Annotated in this window: 20 protein-coding genes; 14 read left to right on the forward strand and 6 right to left on the reverse strand. The window is 73.7% G+C overall.

The genetic code is table 11. The annotated features are described in order from the left end of the window. Positions 1-29 precede the first annotated feature (29 nt). A complete protein-coding gene (locus AMYTH_RS0107565; protein WP_027929796.1) occupies positions 30-905 on the reverse strand; it encodes a LysR family transcriptional regulator in 876 nt (291 codons plus the stop codon). Positions 906-993: 88 nt separating this feature from the next. Between AMYTH_RS0107565 and AMYTH_RS0107570 the strand changes: the two genes are divergently transcribed. Beyond that, on the forward strand, positions 994-1,350 hold the full coding sequence (locus tag AMYTH_RS0107570) for a YybH family protein (RefSeq protein WP_027929797.1): 357 nt from the start codon (positions 994-996) through the stop codon (positions 1,348-1,350). Here the strand turns inward: AMYTH_RS0107570 and AMYTH_RS0107575 are convergent. Continuing rightward, positions 1,316-1,768: a MarR family winged helix-turn-helix transcriptional regulator gene (locus AMYTH_RS0107575; protein ID WP_027929798.1), complete on the reverse strand. Its 453-nt coding sequence runs from the start codon at positions 1,766-1,768 to the stop codon at positions 1,316-1,318. The genes AMYTH_RS0107570 and AMYTH_RS0107575 overlap by 35 nt on opposite strands. Positions 1,769-1,817: 49 nt before the next feature. Between AMYTH_RS0107575 and AMYTH_RS0107580 the strand changes: the two genes are divergently transcribed. The 4 genes from AMYTH_RS0107580 to AMYTH_RS44235 all read left to right on the forward strand — a co-directional run bounded on the left by AMYTH_RS0107580 (position 1,818) and on the right by AMYTH_RS44235 (position 4,430). After that, positions 1,818-2,144, forward strand: a complete 327-nt coding sequence (locus AMYTH_RS0107580; RefSeq protein ID WP_027929799.1) for an antibiotic biosynthesis monooxygenase family protein — start codon at positions 1,818-1,820, stop codon at positions 2,142-2,144. 126 nt (positions 2,145-2,270) lie between these two features. Next, the gene (locus AMYTH_RS0107585) at positions 2,271-3,035 is read left to right on the forward strand and encodes a putative protein N(5)-glutamine methyltransferase (protein WP_027929800.1); all 765 of its coding nucleotides are present in this window, start codon (positions 2,271-2,273) and stop codon (positions 3,033-3,035) included. After that, positions 3,028-3,813: an AraC family transcriptional regulator gene (locus tag AMYTH_RS0107590; protein WP_027929801.1), complete on the forward strand. Its 786-nt coding sequence runs from the start codon at positions 3,028-3,030 to the stop codon at positions 3,811-3,813. Before AMYTH_RS0107585 ends, AMYTH_RS0107590 begins: the two co-directional genes overlap by 8 nt. Positions 3,814-3,824: 11 nt before the next feature. Next, entirely contained in the window at positions 3,825-4,430 is a 606-nt protein-coding gene (locus AMYTH_RS44235) for a cysteine hydrolase family protein (RefSeq protein WP_037322377.1), read from the forward strand. On the opposite strand, the gene AMYTH_RS0107600 is transcribed toward AMYTH_RS44235, so the two are convergent. Together AMYTH_RS0107600 and AMYTH_RS44240 are read right to left on the reverse strand one after the other, a co-directional pair. Further along, on the reverse strand, positions 4,416-5,096 hold the full coding sequence (locus tag AMYTH_RS0107600; protein ID WP_027929802.1) for a FadR/GntR family transcriptional regulator: 681 nt from the start codon (positions 5,094-5,096) through the stop codon (positions 4,416-4,418). The two genes, AMYTH_RS44235 and AMYTH_RS0107600, sit on opposite strands and share 15 nt — an antisense overlap. Further along, positions 5,093-5,422, reverse strand: a complete 330-nt coding sequence (locus AMYTH_RS44240; protein WP_084022535.1) for a DUF1990 family protein — start codon at positions 5,420-5,422, stop codon at positions 5,093-5,095. Before AMYTH_RS44240 ends, AMYTH_RS0107600 begins: the two co-directional genes overlap by 4 nt. 56 nt (positions 5,423-5,478) lie before the next feature. On the opposite strand from AMYTH_RS44240, the gene AMYTH_RS44255 reads away from it, so the two are divergent. From AMYTH_RS44255 to AMYTH_RS46945, 3 genes are all read left to right on the forward strand, one after another. Continuing rightward, complete coding sequence (locus AMYTH_RS44255) at positions 5,479-8,901, forward strand: BTAD domain-containing putative transcriptional regulator (protein ID WP_027929803.1); 3,423 nt, start codon at positions 5,479-5,481, stop codon at positions 8,899-8,901. A gap of 79 nt (positions 8,902-8,980) precedes the next feature. Further along, a complete protein-coding gene (locus tag AMYTH_RS0107615) occupies positions 8,981-10,150 on the forward strand; it encodes an MFS transporter (protein WP_084022536.1) in 1,170 nt (389 codons plus the stop codon). Further along, positions 10,150-12,030: an FAD-dependent monooxygenase gene (locus tag AMYTH_RS46945; RefSeq protein WP_027929805.1), complete on the forward strand. Its 1,881-nt coding sequence runs from the start codon at positions 10,150-10,152 to the stop codon at positions 12,028-12,030. The genes AMYTH_RS0107615 and AMYTH_RS46945 overlap by 1 nt, the downstream gene beginning before the upstream one ends. On the opposite strand, the gene AMYTH_RS0107625 is transcribed toward AMYTH_RS46945, so the two are convergent. Further along, complete coding sequence (locus AMYTH_RS0107625) at positions 12,027-12,362, reverse strand: hypothetical protein (protein WP_027929806.1); 336 nt, start codon at positions 12,360-12,362, stop codon at positions 12,027-12,029. The genes AMYTH_RS46945 and AMYTH_RS0107625 overlap by 4 nt on opposite strands. A gap of 190 nt (positions 12,363-12,552) precedes the next feature. On the opposite strand from AMYTH_RS0107625, the gene AMYTH_RS0107630 reads away from it, so the two are divergent. From AMYTH_RS0107630 to AMYTH_RS44270, 6 genes are all read left to right on the forward strand, one after another. Further along, complete coding sequence (locus tag AMYTH_RS0107630; RefSeq protein ID WP_027929807.1) at positions 12,553-12,942, forward strand: VOC family protein; 390 nt, start codon at positions 12,553-12,555, stop codon at positions 12,940-12,942. Between the two features lie 242 nt (positions 12,943-13,184). Then, positions 13,185-14,087: an NAD(P)-dependent oxidoreductase gene (locus AMYTH_RS0107635; protein WP_027929808.1), complete on the forward strand. Its 903-nt coding sequence runs from the start codon at positions 13,185-13,187 to the stop codon at positions 14,085-14,087. Next, complete coding sequence (gene vanA / locus AMYTH_RS0107640) at positions 14,084-15,121, forward strand: D-alanine--(R)-lactate ligase (RefSeq protein ID WP_027929809.1); 1,038 nt, start codon at positions 14,084-14,086, stop codon at positions 15,119-15,121. Before AMYTH_RS0107635 ends, vanA begins: the two co-directional genes overlap by 4 nt. Continuing rightward, positions 15,118-15,726, forward strand: coding sequence for a D-Ala-D-Ala dipeptidase VanX (gene vanX / locus AMYTH_RS0107645; protein WP_027929810.1), 609 nt, complete (start codon positions 15,118-15,120; stop codon positions 15,724-15,726). The genes vanA and vanX overlap by 4 nt, the downstream gene beginning before the upstream one ends. Then, positions 15,698-16,360, forward strand: a complete 663-nt coding sequence (locus AMYTH_RS44265) for a hypothetical protein (RefSeq protein ID WP_157360554.1) — start codon at positions 15,698-15,700, stop codon at positions 16,358-16,360. The genes vanX and AMYTH_RS44265 overlap by 29 nt, the downstream gene beginning before the upstream one ends. Next, positions 16,357-17,484: a UDP-N-acetylglucosamine--N-acetylmuramyl-(pentapeptide) pyrophosphoryl-undecaprenol N-acetylglucosamine transferase gene (locus tag AMYTH_RS44270; protein WP_037322387.1), complete on the forward strand. Its 1,128-nt coding sequence runs from the start codon at positions 16,357-16,359 to the stop codon at positions 17,482-17,484. Before AMYTH_RS44265 ends, AMYTH_RS44270 begins: the two co-directional genes overlap by 4 nt. On the opposite strand, the gene AMYTH_RS0107660 is transcribed toward AMYTH_RS44270, so the two are convergent. Beyond that, positions 17,464-18,555 carry a sensor histidine kinase gene (locus AMYTH_RS0107660; protein WP_410468332.1) on the reverse strand — a complete coding sequence of 364 codons (1,092 nt, stop codon included), beginning with the start codon at positions 18,553-18,555 and terminating at the stop codon, positions 17,464-17,466. The two genes, AMYTH_RS44270 and AMYTH_RS0107660, sit on opposite strands and share 21 nt — an antisense overlap. Between the last annotated feature and the right edge of the window lie 48 nt (positions 18,556-18,603).

Below are 18,603 nucleotides of genomic sequence, written 5' to 3' on the forward strand. Positions count from 1 at the left end.
AGCCAGCGGGGCGAACCCTTTTTCCGAGTTCACAGCGCCGCGCGGGCGCGGTCGAGGAACACTCGCGCCGCGGGGCTGGCCGGGCCGGCAGCACGCCACGCGAGGGCCAGGCAGCCCCGCAGCGGCGGGTCGGTGATCGGGATCGGGTGCAGGTCGGGGCGTGCGGTGGCCACCGAGTCCGGCAGGATCGCCACGCCCAGCCCGCGGGCGGCGAGGTCGGCCAGGACCGTGGGGTGACCGGCCTCGAACCCGATCCGCGGGGTGATGCCGCGCGCGGCGCAGGCTTCGTCCAGGCGTGCGCGCAGGCCGGTGCCCGCGGGCAGGCTGATGAGCGGCCGCTCCCGCAGGTCCGCGAGCGGGACCTCGGCCCGCCCGGCCCACTCGTCGTCCAGGCCGACGGCGGCGGTGATGGCCTGGTCGGTGAGGACGAGGACGTCCAGGCCGGGTGGGCGTTCGTCGGTGGCGAGGCTGATGATCGCCACGTCGAGGCGGCCGTCCCGGATGCCGGCGGCCAGCTCGCCGGAGCGGCCTTCGACGAGCGTGATCTCCACGCCGGGGTGGTCTTCGTGGAAGCTCGCGAGCAGGCCGGGCACGTCGAAGTTGTGCGAGGTGACCATGCCGAACGCGACCCTGCCCCGGACGAGGCCGCGGAACTCGTCGGCGACCAGCCGCGCCCCGGCGACGGCGGCCAGCGCCGCGCGCGCGTAGGGGAGGACCGCGGCGCCGACCTCGGTGAGCCGGACCGTGCGCCCCGACCGGTCCAGCAGCTCGTGCCCCAGCTCCCGCTCCAACCGCCTGACCTGCGCCGACACGCCGGGCTGGGCGACGTGCACGCGTTCGGCGGCGCGGGTGAAGTTGCCCTCCTCGGCGACCGTCACGAAGTACTCGAGCTGGCGCAGTTCCATAAGCGTTGATTCTAGTTGCGAGACCTACCAGCTCTTGGACTTCTGGTCGAGCTGGGGACAGGCTGGGGTCAGAGGAAAGGAGCGACAAGTGATCGACAAGGCCAGGACACCCGAGGACCTCGCCGTGATGTTCGTGGAGCGGGCCAACGCCCGGGACGCGAAAGCGCTGTCCGAGCTGTACGCGGAGGACGCGGTGCTCGCGTTCCCGCCCGGGTCGCAGACGGTCGGCCGGGACGCGATCCGCGAGGTGCTGGAGCGGCTGGTGGAACAGGGCGGCGAGTTCCAGGTCGAGGAGCCGATGCCGACGGTCTACTACGGCGACCTGGCGTTGTGCTCGACCCGGCCCGCCGACAACACCGGGGGACGGGTGCAGGTCGCGCGGCGGCAGCCGGACGGCACCTGGCTGCGGGTCATCGACCGGCCGGAGATCCGCCGCCCGGAGTGAGGTTGTCCGCGCAGCGGGCGAGCAGCTCGGCCAGGCGCCGCCGGTCGCCGTCGCCGAGCCCGGCGAGCATCCGGTCCTCGACGCCGGCGACCGCGGCCTCGGCGTCGGCCAGCCGGGCGCGCCCGGTGTCGCTCAGGCGCACGGGACGCACCCGGCCGGAGCCGCCTTCGCCCACGGTGACCAGGCCGGCGCGGCGTAGCCCGGCGAGCACCTCGCCGAGCGACTGCCGGGTGACGAAGCACAGCCGCGCGAGCTCGGCGGAGGAGACCTCCGGGTGGTCGGCCAGCTGGCGCAGCACCGCGTACTGGGCCATCGACAGTCCGGCCGCGCGCAGGCGCTCGTCGCCGGCCTGGCGGAACAGCTGCTGGACCCGCTTGACGAGGTAGCCGGGCCGGGTGGTGACGTCCCCTTGACTCATGTCAGGTACCTTACACATGATGTAAGGGTCCTGACATAAGGAGGAAGCCATGCCCGTCTCCACCATCGACGCCACCGCCGGGGTCACCACGCTGATCAACCAGTTCACCGTGGCGCCCGAGCGCCAGCAGGAGCTCATCGACGTGCTCGACCAGGCGACCGAGCAGGTCATGCGGCACCAGCCGGGGTTCATCGCGGCCAACATCCACGCCGGCCTCGACGGCACCCACGTCGCCAACTACGCGCAGTGGGAGAGCGAGGAGGCGTTCCGCGCGATGCTCGCCAACCCGGAGTGCCAGGAGCACATGCGCGCGGCCGCGCAGATCAGCTCGTTCGAGCCGGTGCTGTACCGCGTCGCCTCCGTGCACCACCGCTGAGGCGGCGCGGTACGGTGATCACACGACCGATCGAGGAGGTGAGACCCGTTTCCGTTCCAGCAACCCGGGTGCTCCCCTCCGGCGACGAGTGAGTCGCGGGCGCCCGTTCCCGGAAAGGCGCTTGTCGTGTCCGTCGATGTCGAAACCGTTCTCGTAAGCCGTCTGCGGGCGGCCGGCTGTGTGTTCGCCGAGGATGAAGCCCGGCTGCTGCTGGAGGCCGCCTCCGGTCCCGAGCTGGACGCCCTGACCGCCCGGCGGGTCGCCGGCGAGCCGCTCGAGCAGGTCCTCGGCTGGGCCGGGTTCCGCGGCCTGCGCATCCACGTCGAGCCGGGCGTGTTCGTGCCCCGGCGCCGCACCGAGCTGCTCGTCGAGGAGGCGGCGCGGCTGGCCCCGCCGCGGCCGGTGGCGGTGGATCTGTGCTGTGGTTCGGGCGCGCTGGGTGCCGCGCTGGCCGCGGAGCTCGACCTCGCCGAGCTGCACGCCGCCGACCTCGACCCGGCGGCGGTGCGGTGCGCGCGCCGCAACGTGCCGGGCGAGGTCCACGAGGGCGATCTGTACGAGGCGTTGCCCGCCGGGCTGCGCGGGCGCGTGGACCTGCTGGTGGTCAACGTGCCGTACGTGCCCACCGACGCGGTCGCGCTGATGCCGCCGGAAGCCCGTCTGCACGAACCGCAGCTCGCCCTCGACGGCGGCGCGGACGGGCTGGACATCGCGCGCCGTGTGGTCGCCGGTGCGCCGGACTGGCTCGCCCCCGGCGGTCACCTGCTGATCGAGACCAGCGAACGGCAGGCCCCCGCGCTCGTGCGGGCGGCCAGCGGCGCCGGGCTGACGGCGCGAACCGTGACGTCGGAGGAGCTGGACGCGACCGCGCTCGTGGCCCGCCGTGCCTGACCGGGTCGAACACCGCTACGGACCGGCGGGCATCCGGCTCGTCACCGCGTCCTTCCACAGCCACCACTTCGTCCCGCACGCCCACAGCGAGTACGCGATAGCGGCCGTGGAACGCGGAGTCGAGGCGGTGCGCTACCGCGGCGGCACCGAGCACGCGCCCGCGGGCAGCCTGCTGCTCCTCGACGCCGAGGCCATCCACGCCGGCCGCCCCGCCGTCGCGGAAGGCTGGGACTACCGCGTCTTCTACGTGCCGCCCGAGCTGCTGGCGGAATTGGCCGGGCACCGGCCGCGGTTCACCGCGGTCACCCCGCACGACCCCGCGCTCGCACGACGGCTGGTCCGCCTGCACCGCGCCGCGGCGCCACTGCCCGCTCTCGAGGAAGCGTTGTCATCGGTGCTGGCGCGGTATTCCGACGCTGCGGTGGCAGAGCCGGCGGAACCCGCGACGGTCCGGCGGGTGCGGCGGGCGCTGGCGGAAGACCTCCAGCACACGCCGAGTCTCGATGAGCTCGCGGCGCTGGCGGGGATGCCGCGTTTCCGGTTGCTGCGTGCGTTCCGGCGGGCCACGGGCGTGACCCCGCACGGCTACCTGCTGCAGTTGCGCCTGCGGCACGCGCAGCAGTTGCTCGCCGCGGGACACCCGGTCGCGCGGGCGGCCGCGGACAGCGGGTTCCACGACCAGTCGCACCTGCACCGGCACTTCCGCCGGGTTTTCGGGGCCACACCGGGCAGTTTCGCGCGCAACGACGTACAAGCCGGACGGCGGCGCGGCTCGTAGCGTCGCGAGCCATGGACGATCACACGAGACCGGAGTTCTCCCGCAGCGCCTTGCTGACCATCGACCTGCAACGCGATTTCCTGGACATCCCCGGCACCCGCGCGGTGCTGCCGGCCGTGCAGCGGCTGACCGCGGCGTTCCGCGCCGCGGGGCGGCCGGTCGTGCACGTCGTGCGCCTCTACCTGCCCGATGGCAGCAACGCCGACCTGTGCCGGCGCGCATCCGCGGCCCGGGGCGCGGTGCCGGGGTCGGCGGGTTCGCAGCTCGCGGGCGGCCTCGGCGGGGAGCTGGACCACGAGCGGCTGCTGGCGGGGCAGTTCCAGGAGTTCGGGCCGGGGGAGCACGCGATGTACAAGCCGCGGTGGAGCGCCTTCTACGGCACGCGGCTGCGCGAGCACCTGCGTGCCGCTGGTGTGACGACCGTCGTGGTGGCCGGCTGCAACTACCCGAACTGCCCGCGCTCGACGCTCGTCGACGCGACCGAGCGGGACTTCCGCACGGTCGCGGTGCGCGACGCGATCTCCGGCTGGGCCGGGGCCGCCGACCGTGAGCTGGCCGGGATGGGCATCGCGTGCCTGCCCGCCGCGGACGTGCTGGCCGGATTAGGCGACAGTTGAGCCGAGGCCGCGGAGGACGGGGTCGAGGTTGGCGACCGTGGCCGCGACGGCCGCGTCGGGGTCGCCGCGTTCGAGGGCGTCCAGGAGGTCGGCGTGGGCGGCGGAGGAGTCCGGCAGCTGCGTCTCGTGGCGGACCAGGTCGGTGAGGATCTCCCGCAGCACCGGCTCGGCGGCCGTGAACAGGGTCAGCAGGAGCGCGTTGCCGGACAGCTCCACGACGGCGCGGTGGAAGGCGAGGTCGGCGTCGACGAACACCGCCGGGTCCCCGCCGCGCTCGTCCTGCCGCTTCCGCAGGTCCGCGCGCAGGCGCTCGACGTCCTCCGGCCGGACCCGCTGCGCCGCGAGCCGTGCTGCCTCCACCTCCAGCGCGCGGCGCACCTCGTACACCTCCAGCACCCGCGCGCGCCGCACCAGCCGGCGCACGTCGCTGGTGTCGGACGTCCCGGCGGCGACGAAGGTGCCGGAGCCGTGCCGGACGTCCAGGAGCCCGTCCTGCGCGAGCAGGCGCACCGCCTCCCGCACCGAGGACCGCCCCACCCCGAACTCGGCGGCGAGCTGGACCTCGTTGGGCAGACGGTCGCCGGGACGCCAGTCGCCGCGCTGGATCCGCTGCCGCAGGAGGCTCGCCACCTGGGGCACGACCGGTCCACGGCGCAGCTCCGTCATGCGCGCACGGTAGCACCGCAGACGTCTGAGGACTCAGCCGTGGAAGGCGTGGAGGTACCCGCCTGGCCATCCAGCCCCGGCCCGAGCCCCAGGTGGACCAGCGCGACGACACCTTCGGCCACGGTTTCGCCGGTGGCCTGGACCCGCGGCCCGGCCCTGCGCTGGACACCCCAGGCGAGCAGAACCCCGGCCGCTTCCTCGAACCGGCCGCGACCCCGGCCGTTCACGGCCCGCCGCCGCAAGTGGCGGTACCCCGCGGGCAGCTCGCCCCGGGTGCGCCCCACCTCGCCGTAGGTGAACGCCGCTTCCCGCAGACCGTCCAGCATCACCTCAACCAGCCGCCCCCCTCCCGGAGCACCGTCCCGCGACGTAGTTTGCTCTGATGACGCCCCGAACCAGCGCGGCGGCCACCTCCGGTGACACCTCCTCACCGGCGGCCCTGCGGTTCGGGATCCTCGGCCCGCTCGACGTCGCCGCCGGCGGCGAGTCCCTCGCGCTCGGCGGGCCGAAACAGCGGGAGCTGCTGGCCGTCCTGCTGCTCCACCTCAACCAGTTCGTCCCGCCGGGCCGTCTCGCCGAGGCGCTTTGGGGCGCGGCGCCACCGGCCGGAGCCGAAGTCACCCTCCGCACCCACGTCTCGCACCTGCGCCGCCGCCTCGCCGAAGCCGGGGCGTCCGGCGCGCTGGCCACCCGCCGCTCCGGCTACGGCCTGCTGGCCGACCCCGCCCAGCTCGACGCGGCGCGCTTCGAACAGCTCGTCGGGCTCGGGCGGGAAGCACTCGGCCTTGGCGACGCGCCCCGGGCCGCCACGCTGCTGCGGCAGGCGCTCGACCTGTGGCGCGGCCCGGTACTCGAGGACCTCCACGCGCCGCTGTTCGCCGAGGCCGAGACCGCCCGCTTGGACGAACTCCGCCTGGTCGGCACCGAAAGCCGCATCGAAGCCGACCTCGCCCTCGGCCGGCACGCCGAGGCCGTGCCCGAACTGGAACGCCTGGTCGCCGCACACCCGTTCCGCGAACGCCTCACCGGCCAGCTGATGCTCGCCCTCTACCGGACCGGGCGGCAGGTCGACGCCCTCGACGTGGCCGCCCGCGCCCGGCGGCGCCTCGCCGACGAACTCGGGCTCGACCCCGGCCCCGCCCTGGCCGGCCTGGAAACCAGCATCCTCCGCCACGACCCGGCACTGCTGCCCGCACCGCGCCTGGTCGCGCCCACCGGCACCCCGGCGCCCCGCGTCCAGCCACCGCCGGACGCCCTGTTCACGGTCGTGCGGCGCGTCCCGATGGCCGGCCGCTCCGCCGAACTGGCCCACCTGCGCAGCCTGTGGCACGACGTCCGCGACGGCGGCCGCCGCGTCGCGCTCGTCTCCGGCGAAGGCGGGGTAGGCAAGACCCGGCTCGTCGCCGAATTCGCCCACGAAGCCGCCGCCGACGCGCACGTCCTCGTCGGGCGCTGCGATCCCGCCGCGATGCTGCCGTACCACCCGATCGCCTCGGCCTTCCGCGCCAGCGCCGAGGTCGACGCCTGCCTCGACCTCGCCCCGCCCGCCCTGCGGGCCCGCCTCACCCCGCTGCTGTCCCGCCCCGCCGACACCACCCCCGGGCCCGACGACCGGCACGCCCTGTTCGAGGCCGCCACCTGGGTGCTCACCCACCTCGCCGACACCGCGCCCGTCGCGCTCGTCGTCGAGGAGGCCGAACGCCTCGACCGCGCCAGCTCGCTGCTGCTGCGCCACCTCGTCGAGCACCTGCCCGCCCGGGTGCTGCTGGTCCTCTGCTTCCGCGACCCGCCAGGCGGGCACCACCCGCCGCTGCTCGACCTCATCGCCGCCACCGAAGGCCTCGCCGACCGCCTCACCCTCGGCCCGCTCACCGAAACCGAACTCGCCGAGCTGGTCACCGCCGTCGCCGGCGACGTGCCCGCCGGGTTCGTGCCGCGGCTCTGGCGTGCCACCGGCGGCAACCCGTTCTACGCCGCCGAGGTGGCCCGCGACCGCAGGACCCGCGAGGACTGGCAACGCGGCCAGGTGCCCGCCGGCGTGCGCGACGTCGTCCGGCACCGGCTGCGCACCCTGCCCGAACCCGCCCAGCACGTGGTGCGCTGCGCCGCCGTCCTCGGCCCAGAGGCCGGGTACGAACTGCTCGCCCACCTCGCCGACCAGCCCGAAGAACAGCTCATCGACGCGCTCGAGGCCGCCGTCGCCGCCGGGTTCCTCGTCGAAGCAGGCCGGTCGTGGCAGGTCGCCTACGCCTTCCCGCACGACCTGCTGCGCGACGCCGTCCACGCCGACCTGCCCGTCCCGCGCCGGCAGCGCCTGCACCTGCGCGCCGCCCAACTCCTGCGGGACCGCCCGGCCGAGACCGCGTCCGCCGCCGTGCACCTGCGCGCCGCGGGACCGGCCGCCGACCCCCTCGACGCGGCCGAGCTGAGCCTGGCCGCCGCCGGCGACGCGCAGCGGATGTACGCGTGGGACGAAGCCATCGCCCACGCCGAAGCCGCCGTCGCGATCCTCGACCAGGCCGGCGCCCCCGCGCCCACCCGCGCCGACGCGGCGGTGCGCACCGCGATCCTGCGGCTGCGGGCCAGCACCGGATTCCCGGAAGCGGTGCGGCTGCTCGAACACGCCCTCGAGCTCTACCGCGGCAACGACGAGGCGGTCGCGACCGTCCACGCGCGACTCGGCGGCGCGCTGTGCACGCACCACTCGATCATGGACATCCCGCGCGCCCTCGACCACTTCGCCGCCGCCCGGCGCGTCCTGCCCGACGGCCGCGCGGGCTTCCACCTGCACCGCGGCCGCGCCCAGGCCGCCATGTACGGGCTGCGCACCGCCACGCTCGGCGCCGCCGCCGACCAGGCCCGCGAACTGGCGGCCCGGCTGGGCAGGCGCGACCTCACCGTCTTGGCGTCCTGGGCCGCCGCGTGGTTCCGCTTCAACCGGGGCGAACTGGCCGCGGCCGCCGCGATCGAGGAGGACATGTGGGCCCGCGTCCAGGACCTCGGCGACCCCTACGTCGGCTGGGGCCCGGTCAACATGGCCGCCCTGACCGCCACCGAGTACCTGCTCGACCCCGCGGCCGGCCGTCGCTGGTGCCGTCGCGGCCTGTCGCAGGCCCGGTTCGACACGCTCGGCTACCCGCACGACGCCGTCGCCGACCAGCTCGTCCTCGCCCTGGCACTGGCCGGTGACCTCGACGCCGCCCGCCGCGCCGCCGGACCGCTGCCCGCCGACGCGGTCAGCAGGCGGCTCCTGCTGCTCCTCGACGGCGACTGGGAAGCCGCCGAACACGCCTGGTCGCAGGCGCGGGCCGCCGACGAAGCGGCAGGCGACCGGCACGACGCCGCCTTCCACGCCCGCTGGCTGGCCACGACCCGCACCCTCCTCGGCGACACCGGCGGTGCCGTCACGGCCCTGCGGCAGGCGCTGGACCTCGCCGTCGCCGGACCCCAGGTGCCGACCGAGCTGATCGCCCGCGCCGAGCTGGCCCGCCTGCTCGCGGCCACCGATCCCGGCGAAGCAGCCCGGCACCTCGCCCGCTGCGACGAGATCCTCGCCGGCGGCGAGGACTGGCGCGGCCGCGCCGGCACCGTCGCGCTCGCCCGCGCCGCCGTCACCGGTGACGACACCGCGTACCAGACCGCGCTGCGGCTGTTCGCCGGCCTGCCGTGGCACCGCGCGGACGCCCTGCGCGCCTGGGCGTCCGCGCTCGACACGACCGGCCGCCGGGCGGAAGCGGGGGAGAAGCTCGCTGCCGCGCGGCGGATCCACGACGAGATCGGCGCGCACCCGCGCTGGCGCCGCTGACTCGACACGCGTTCCACAGAACTTCAACAACCACGGAGGAACGTCAGCCTCACCTGCTCGAACAAGAAGGTGAGATCAGATGCCACTACTGCCACGACCACCAACCGGACCCGTCGCCACCAGCGCGACCCTCTTCGCATGCCTGTTCGCCGTGCAGGCCAGCCTGCTGGCCCTCACGCCCATCCTCACCCCGGTGGCCCAGGACCTCGGCGTCCCGGACACCGCGGCGGGCCTGCTGCGCGCCGTGTCCGGAGCCGCCGCCGCGGCCGTCGCGATCGCGCTCGTCGCCACCCGCCGACGCCGCCGGCTGCGGGAACTCCTCATCGCCGGCCTGACGCTGCTCGCCGGCTCCGCGCTCGCCAGCGCCGTCGCCCCGACCTACCTGGTCCTGGCCGCCGCGCAGGTCGCGCTCGGCGCCGGCGTCGCGATCGTCCTGGCAAGCGGCATGGCCGCGGCCGCGCGCTGGGCCCCACCGGGCCGTCGCGCGCAGGTCCTCTCCTGGGCACTGGTCGGCCAGCCGAGCGCGTGGATCGCCGGCATGCCGGTCATCGGGATCCTCGGCCAGCAGAACTGGCGGCTCGCGTGGCTGGTCCCGATGACCGCGAGCCTGCTCGCCCTCGCCGGCACCATCCGCCGCGAAACCGGCGTGCCCGAACCCGAACCACACCCGGCCCGCGCGCTCGTCCGCCGCCCCGGCGCGGCCCGCTGGGCCCTCGGCGAGCTGCTGGCCTACGGCGGCTGGGCCGGGGTGCTCGTCTACTGCGGCAGCCTCCTGACCGGCGCCCACGGCGTGTCCGTCGCCGCCGCCGGCCTCGCCCTGGGCGGGGGAGCCGCGGGCTTCGTGGTGGGCACCATGCTGGCCCGCCGCTGGGTCGACCGCGCCGCCCGGCCGCTGCTGCTCGCCGTCGGACCGGCCCTGGCGGTCATGACACTGGTGTTCGGCGCGCTCCGGCCGTCGTTCGCGTTCTCCGTCGCCGCGTTCGCCCTGGTCGCGCTGCTGTCCGGCGCCCGGGTGATCGCGGGCAGCGCCGTCGGGCTTGACCTCGACGGCGTCGGCCCGTTGCAGTCGATGAGCCTGCGCGCGACCTCGGTGCAACTGGGCTACCTGGCCGGATCGGTGCTGGGCGGCGCCGGGCTCGCCGTCGCCGGCTGGACCGGGCTCGGGGTCGTGCTCGCCGCACTGACCCTGGCCGCGACCGCGACCGTCGCACGGCGACCGGTTTCGCGACTGGTGAAGGCAGGTGCCTGATGTACGACGCCATCGTGGTCGGCGCCCGCTGCGCCGGGTCGACCCTCGCCACGCTGCTGGCCCGCCAGGGCAAGCACGTGCTGGTGGTCGAACGGGACCGGTTCCCCAGTGACACCGTCTCCACCCACATGATGTTCCCCGACACCCTCGACCGCCTGCAGGCCCTCGGCGTCCTGCCCCGCCTGCTGGCCACGCACGACATCCCGTTCGTGCACTTCAGCTGGCGCGTCCTCGGCCACGAGGTGGCCGGCGACTTCACCCCGGTCGGCCGCTTCGAGCGCGGCGCCTCCATCCGGCGCATCACGCTGGACGCCGCGATCGCCGACACCGCCCGCGACGCCGGCGCCGAAATCCGGTACGGCACCGCCATCACCGGCCTGATCGGCGCCGGCACCGACGACGACCCCGTCCGCGGCGTGGTCCTCGGCACCGGCGAGCGCGTCGAGGCGCACTGGGTGTTCGGCGCCGACGGGCGGATGTCCACCGTGGCCCGGCGCCTCGGCCTGCCCACCACCCACGAACTGCGCGGCGACATGGCCTTCCTCCTGGCCTACTGGCGTGGCCTGCCGCCGTCCGAGTGGTGCCACATCGACCTGCACGACCACGCCGCGCTGATGTCCGTGCCGAACGAGGACGGCATCCACCTCCTCTCGCTCGCCGGGCCCCCCGAGACGACCCGCGGCTCCGCCGACGTCCGCGAGGCCCGCTACCGGGACGGGCTGCGGCAGTTCCCGGCCGTGCTCAACCCGCGCCTGCTCGACCGCGCCGAACGCGTGTCGCCGCTGGTCGTGGTGCCGGAAACGATGATGCGCGGCCACTACCGCCAGGCCGCGGGCCCCGGCTGGGCGCTGCTCGGCGACGCCGGGCACTTCAAGCACCCGTCCACCGCGCAGGGCATCGGCGACGCCGTGCACCAGGCCTGGTACCTCGCTGCGGCCCTGGCCGATGGGTCCGGCCTGTCCGGGTACGGCGCGTGGCGCGACGAGCGGGCCGCCGAGCACTACGAGTGGTCCTTCCGGCTGGCCCGGTTCTCCTCGCCCGGCGCGAACGCGCACTACGCCGGGCTCGCCGCCGATCCCGTGGCGGCGCAAGGGTTCCTGGACACCTTCACCAAGCGCGTCCGGCCCTCCGTGGTGCACACCCCGGCCCGGATCGCGCGGTGGAAGGCCGCGTGGGCCTACCAGGACGGGCTCCGCCGGGTGCGCGCGCTGGTCGAGGACCGGCCCGGCGCCCTGGCCGCGCCGGTGCCCGCCTGTCCGGAGTGGACCGTACGGGACCTGCTGGCGCACCTCACCGGTGTCGCGGAGGAAACCGTGCGGGGCACGTACTTCCCCGAAGCCGCCGACGCCTGGACCGACCCCGGGCTGGCCGCGGCTCGTGACCGCTGGACAGCCGACCAGGTGGCCCGCCGCGCCCACCTCGACCCCGCGGCGCTGCTGCGCGAGTTCGACGACCACGGCGCGCGCCTGGTGGCCGCACTGCGCCGCGGCGAGGCGCCGGACGGTCCGCCATGGATGCTGACCTCCCCGGTCGCCGACCTCGCCGTGCACCTGGAAGACCTGCGCGAAGCCCTCGGCGCGGCGAGCGACCCGGCGGCGCCGGTCACCCGGCTCGGGTTCGCGGTCTTCCGGAACTGGCTGCACACCCGCCTCGTGCGGCGGGGCCTGCCGGCGCTGCGCCTCACCGACGGCGACGAGGAGTGGGTGCTGGGGGATGGCGAGCCGGCCGCGACCCTGACCGCGTCGCGGGCCGAGCTGTTCGCGGTGATCAGCGGCCGCCGCAGCGAAGCCCGGATCCGCGCGCTCGGGTGGGACGCCGAGCCGTATCTGCCGGTGATCTCGCCGTATCCGCTGCCGGTGGATCAGGTGCCGGTCGGTTAGGCGCGAGGGAGGTGTGTGCTGTGCGCGTCGAAGGCGCAGCGCAGTTGCCGCTCGGTCAGCAGGAACAGGAACGGCCGCCCCGCGCACTGCTCGCACACCGTCGCGCACGCCACGTCGTACCCGCCGCCGGGGCGGCTGAACATCGACGTCGCCACCCGCAGGCCCGCGGTCGCGCCGCAGCCGTCGCACGTGGGGGCGATCGGGCAATCAGTGTGGTCCTTGTGGGACTCGCGCGGCGGGTCGAAGGCGAGGTTGTCCAGGTCGTCCTCGTCCTGCCAGACCGGGTGCTGGTCGAGGAGACGCCGCCAGCGGCTCTGCAGCTTCATCGCCATCCCACGGTCCTTTCGCGTCGTCGCTCCGGTACCCATGCTCGGCCGCCGGAAGATCGACAGCGCCTGCGACACCCGTCCGTGCCGGCACAACGACCTGACCGGGTGACGCGTGGGACCAAATCCTCTGTCCGCCGCCGGGCAGCCGGGCCTAGCGTCGATGGCCCGGTTCGAGCCAAGGCAGGAGGCTTCGATGAGCGGCAGGATCGTCCACTTCGAGATCCCCTTCGACGACGGCGAGCGAGCCCGCGGCTTCTACCGCGAGGCGTTCGGCTGGAACGTCACCGAGATGCCCGAGATGAACTACACCAGCGTGGCCACCGGCCCCACCTCCGAGCAGGGCATGCCGAGCGAGCCCGGTTTCATCAACGGCGGCATGTTCGCGCGCGCGGAGTCCGCGCCCAAGAGCCCGGTGATCACCATCGACGTGGCGAGCATCGACGAGACGCTGCAGAAGATCGAGCAGCTCGGCGGTTCCAAGGTGGTCGGGCGCACCGAGATCCCGGGCATGGGGTTCTACGCGTACTTCACCGACAGCGAGGGCAACGTCGTGGGCCTGTGGGAGAACATGCCGCAGAGCTGACCAGACGGTTACGCAGCCGGCGGTGAAACGGCCGCGCGCCCGCTCACCGCCGGATATCGTCCGCATATCGAAAACCGCATACGCACCGGCAACACCGCGTCGTCTTGACTCGCCGCATGGCTTCCAGCGAATTGGGTTTGAGACGCGGCGAGACGCGCGCGGGAACGGAGCCTCGGCCATCCCACCGGGCCGGGCTCACGGCGTTCGGCTGCAGCCAGGACGAAGCCGCCGCGTTCCGGGACATGGGCGCCCGCCTCGGAATGCCCGTGACCCCGGTCGAGGCGGCCGTCTGCGCGACCAACGCCGAACTGGCGCGCGGCCACCGGTGCGTCAGCGTCAGCCACAAGACCCGGATCACCGGCGCCACCCTGCTGGCACTCAGCCGGGCCGGCGTGGAATACATCTGCACCCGGAGCATCGGCTTCGACCACATCGACCTGCGCTGCGCCGACCGCCTCGGCATGTCGGTCGGCAACGTCGCCTACTCGCCGGACAGCGTTGCCGACTACACCCTGATGTTGATGCTGATGGCCGTGCGCCACGCCAAGACCACCATCCACCGCACCGACTCGTTCGACTACCGGCTCAGCGAAACGCGCGGCAAAGAACTGCGCGACCTGACCGTCGGCGTGATCGGCACCGGGCGCATCGGCGCGGCAGTCATCGACCGGCTGCGCGGCTTCGGCTGCCGCGTGCTCGCCCACGACACGCACCCTCGCGCCTCCGCGACCTACGTTCCGCTCGACGACCTGATCGAGCGCAGCGACATCGTCACACTGCACACCCCGCTCACCGCGGAGACACACCACCTCCTCGACCGCAGGCGCATCGAGCGGATGAAACCCGGCGCGTACGTCGTCAACACCGGCCGCGGACCGCTTCTCGACACCGCGGCCCTGTTGTCCGCACTGGAGAACGGCCGGCTGGGCGGAGCGGCGCTGGACGTCGTCGAAGGCGAGGAAGGGATCTTCTACGCCGACTGCCGCGGCAAGCACATCGGCAACGAGGCCCTGGCACGGCTCCAGCGGTTGCCGAACGTGCTGATCAGCCCGCACTCCGCCTACCACACCGAGCGGGCCCTGCACGACATCGTCGAGAACACCCTCCTCAACTGCCTGAACTTCGAAAGCGGGACCACAGCATGACCAGGTTGAAGCTCGGGATCATCTTCGGCGGCGCCGGTGAAGAACACCCGGTTTCCGTCAAGTCCGCGCGTGAGGTCGCCAAGCACCTCGACCCCGGCAAGTACGAACCGTTCTGGATCGGCATCACGACCGAAGGCGAGTGGAAACTCTGTGACGGTCCCGGCGAGGGCTGGGAAACCACCGACACCCGCCCGGCCGCGCTGTCACCGGACCGCGGCGTGCACGGCCTGCTGGTGATGGAACAGGGGAGCTACGAAACCGTGTGCCTCGACGTGGTTTTCCCGGTGCTGCACGGCAAGCTCGGCGAGGACGGCGCCATCCAAGGGCTGCTGGAACTCGCCGGCATCCCCTACGTCGGCTGCGGCATCCAGGGCTCGGCCGTGTGCATGGACAAGTCCCTGGCCTACACCGTCGCCGCGAACGCGGGCATCACCACGCCGAGGTTCTGGATCGTCACGGAGGACGACAAGGTCGACCCCGGCGGCCTTCCGTATCCGGTCTTCGTGAAGCCGGCCCGATCGGGCTCGTCGTTCGGCGTCAGCAAGGTCACCGGAGCGGACGAGCTGCCGGCCGCGCTGGAGGACGCACGACAGTACGACGCGAAGGTCCTGATCGAGGAGGCCGTCGCCGGCGACGAGATCGGCTGCGCGGTCCTGGAGGAACCGTCCGGCCTGGTCGTGGGCGAGGTGGACCGCGTCGACCTCACCCACGGGTTCTTCCGGATCCACCAGGAGGACTCGCCCGAGACCGGATCGGAGAACGCCACCTTCATCGTCCCCGCCGACATCCCCGACGCCTCCCGCACCCTCGTCCAGGAGACCGCCAAGACCATCTACCGCACCCTCGGCTGCACCGGGCTGGCCCGTGTGGACGTGTTCCTCACCGCGGACGGCCAGGTGGTCCTCAACGAGGTCAACACCATGCCCGGCATGACCTCCTACAGCCGCTACCCGCGGATGATGAACGCCGCGGGACTCCCGCTCGCCGACGTGATCGACCGGCTCGTCTCGGCGACCCTGCGGATGAGGCGATGAACGACGACTTCGCCTACGTCGACGAGCTCGTACCCGGCATCCGCTGGGACGCCAAGTACGCCACCTGGGACAACTTCACCGGCAAACCGGTCGACGGCTACCTCGCGAACCGCATCGTCGGCACCCGGGCACTGTGCGCGGCCCTCGAACAAGCACGCGACAAGGCGGCCTCCCTCGGCTTCGGACTGCTGCTCTGGGACGGATACCGCCCCCAGCGCGCCGTCGACCGCTTCCTCCGCTGGTCCGGACAACCGGAGGACGGCCGCACCAAAGCGCGGCACTACCCGAACATCGACCGGGCCGACATGGTCGAGAAGGGGTACGTGGCCGCCAAGTCGGGCCACACCCGGGGCAGCACCGTCGACCTGACGCTCTACCACCTGGCCACCGGTGAGCTCGCCGCCATGGGTGGCCGGCACGACCTCATGGACCCGGTCTCACGCCACCGCGCCACGGAAATCGCGCCGGCCGAGTTCCAGAACCGCGAGCACCTCCGGTCGATCATGGAGGACTGCGGGTTCGACCGGTACGACCGCGAGTGGTGGCACTACACGCTGAGGAACGAGCCCTTTCCCGATGTCTACTTCGATTTCCCCATCACCTGACGTCGTTCTCCCGTGCGTCTCGCAGTGGGGACGTCTGGAGCGCAACGACGACGTCGTGATGCGCCGGACCACCCCGTCGGGCCTGGAGGTCTTCCTGCCGCACACCGACCGGGACGACTGGGCGGCCCACGGGTACCGCTCACGCGAGGAGTACCTGTTCTGGTCCCGCAAGGTCTGCGGCCTGGCGTGCCTGCAGTCGCTGCTGCACGGCTGGACCGACGTCCGGCTCGCCATGGGCGAGCTCCTCGCGCAAGCTCTCGACTGGGGCTGCTACGTGGTCGAGCCCTCGGGCACGGTCCAGGGACTGATCTACCGGCCGTTCATGGCCTGGGTCAACGCGCGGTTCGGATTCGGCTGCCGGCTCGTCGAGCGCACCCCGATCCACGTGTCCAGCCGAGAGGTCCGGCCCGGCCAGGTCCTGATCGCCTCCGTGTCACCCGAGATCCGCGACCCGGCCACCCCCGAGCCGTGCCGGGGAGGCCACCTCGTTCTCGTGCACGCGGTCCACGGCGGCGTCGTGCGGTTCCACAACCCCTCGGGCTACACCCACAACTCGGACTCGGCGACCCTGCCCATGGGGGTGTTCCAGCGGTTCCACGCCGACCGCGGGATCCTGATCACGAGGCCGTCGTGACGGCGGCCGGAGCGGCGCCGCGCATTGTGGTCGCCGGCGGCCATTCCGCCGGGCACATCGAGCCCGCGATGAACCTGGCCGACGCGCTGCGCAGGCTGGAACCCACGGCCGAGATCACCGCGCTCGGGACCGTCCGCGGTCTGGACACGGCGCTGATCCCCGGGCGCGGCTACCCGCTGGAACTCATCCCGCCGGCGCCACTGCCACGCCGGCCAGACCGGGCGCTGCTGCGGATGCCCGCCACCCTGGCGGAATCGGTGCGAGCGGCCGGCGCGGTTCTCGACCGCACGCGCGCCGAGGTCGTGGTGGGCTTCGGCGGCTACGTCGCCCTGCCCGCCTGTCTCGCCGCCCGGCGGCGAGGCCTGCCGATCGTCGTGCACGAAGCGAACGCCAGCCCGGGCGTGGCGAACCGGCTGGCGGCCAGGATGACGACGCACGTGTTCACCGCCGCGCCAGGCGTCCGGCTGCCGCACGCGACCCCGATCGGGATTCCACTGCGTCCGGCGATCAGCGGACTCGACCGGGCCGCACTGCGGGCTGCCGCGCGGCGGCGGTTCGGGCTGCGGCCCGACGGTCCCGTGCTGCTCGTCACCGGTGGTTCGCAGGGCGCGGCGACGATCAACACCGCGGTGTCCGGCGCGAGCGCGGCGTTGCGGGGGAGCGGGGTGCAGATCCTGCACATCTCCGGGCCGCGGCATCGGGTCGAGGTGCCCGAGGGCGACCCGCCGCACGTCGTCGTCCCCTACGTCGACGAGATGCGCTACGCCTACGCCGCGGCCGATTTCGCGCTCTGCCGCGCCGGGGCGATGACCTGCGCCGAACTGGCTGCCGTCGGACTGCCCGCCGCCTACGTCCCGCTGCCGCTGCGCGGCGGTGAGCAGCGGTCGAACGCCGAGCCGCTCGCCGCGGCCGGTGCGGCGCTGATCGTCGACGACGCCGAACTCGACCCGGCCTGGATCGAAACCACCCTGATCCCGGTTCTCACCGATCCCGGGCGCATCGCGGACATGGCGGCTCGCGCCTCCGCGGCCGGGGCACCGGCGGCGGACGTCGCCCTGGCCCGCCATGTGCTCGCCGTGGTCGACGGGCGGCGAGCACTCGCCTCAGCCGTGGGGAACCGGTGACCTGCCTGCCGTCGGGAGCCGCACGGTGGCGCGCAGCCCGCCGCCGGGGCGGGGGCTGAGCGAGAGCGTGCCGTCATGCGCCTGCGCGATGCTCTTGACGATCGTCAGGCCGAGGCCGACCCCCGCGTGATCGGTCCGGGTGCGCTCGGCGCCGCGCTGGAACGGCTCGGCGAGTGTCGAGACCAGCTGCGGGTCGAGCTTGTCGCCGGTGTTCTCCACGGTCAGCGTCACCGACCCCGGCGTGGAAGCGGTGCGGACCTGGACGGTGCCGCCGTCGGGGGAGTTGTGGACGATCGCGTTGTGCATGAGGTTGGTGGTCAGCTGCAGCAAGAGCGCGGCGGAGCCGATCGTGTGGGTGACTTCCCCACAGGTCTCGATGGCGACGTCGTGCTTTTCGGCGAGCGGGAGGAGCATCTCGGTCGCTTCTTCCGCGATGAGGGACAGGTCGACGTCTTCGCGGGTGAAGGACCGCTGGTCGGTGCGGCTGAGCAGCAGCAGTGCTTCGGTCAGCTCGATCGCCCTGGCGTTGACGACGCGGAGACGTTCGTCGAGCTCGCTGTCCGGGCGGTCCGGATCGTTGCGGGCGAGATCGAGCAGCGTCTGCGTGATCGCGAGCGGGGTGCGCAGTTCGTGGGAGGCGTTGGCGGCGAACCGCCGCTGCTCGGCGACGTGCGCCTCGAGCCGGGCCAGCATCCGGTCGAAGGCGTCGGCGAGTTCGCCGAACTCGTCGGAGCGGCCCTGCAACCCGATGCGGTGGGAGAGCGACCCCCGCGCGGCGGTGCGCGTCGCGTCGGTGATGCGGGACAGGGGAGCGAGCATGCGGCCCGCGAGGACCCAGCCGCCCACCAGGCCGAACACCAGCATGAACGCGAGCACCAGGATCGCGGCCGGGACGAACACCACCGGCCCGCGGTTGCCCGGGTTGAAGACCCGGGCGAAGTCGGCCGGCTCAGGAAACTGGATGCCGCCGGACCCCATCGGCAGGAACAGCCACACCGCCGTGAGGAGCAGGACACCCGCGATCATGAGGAACCCGGCGTAGCTGAGGGTCAGCTTGGCGCGGGCGCTCAGCCCTGCCCGCTTATTCACAGTCCCGGCCACCTCGGTCGTCCAGCACAC

Source organism: Amycolatopsis thermoflava N1165 (genome assembly GCF_000473265.1).
In the GTDB taxonomy this organism is placed as follows: Bacteria; Actinomycetota; Actinomycetes; order Mycobacteriales; family Pseudonocardiaceae; genus Amycolatopsis_E; species Amycolatopsis_E thermoflava.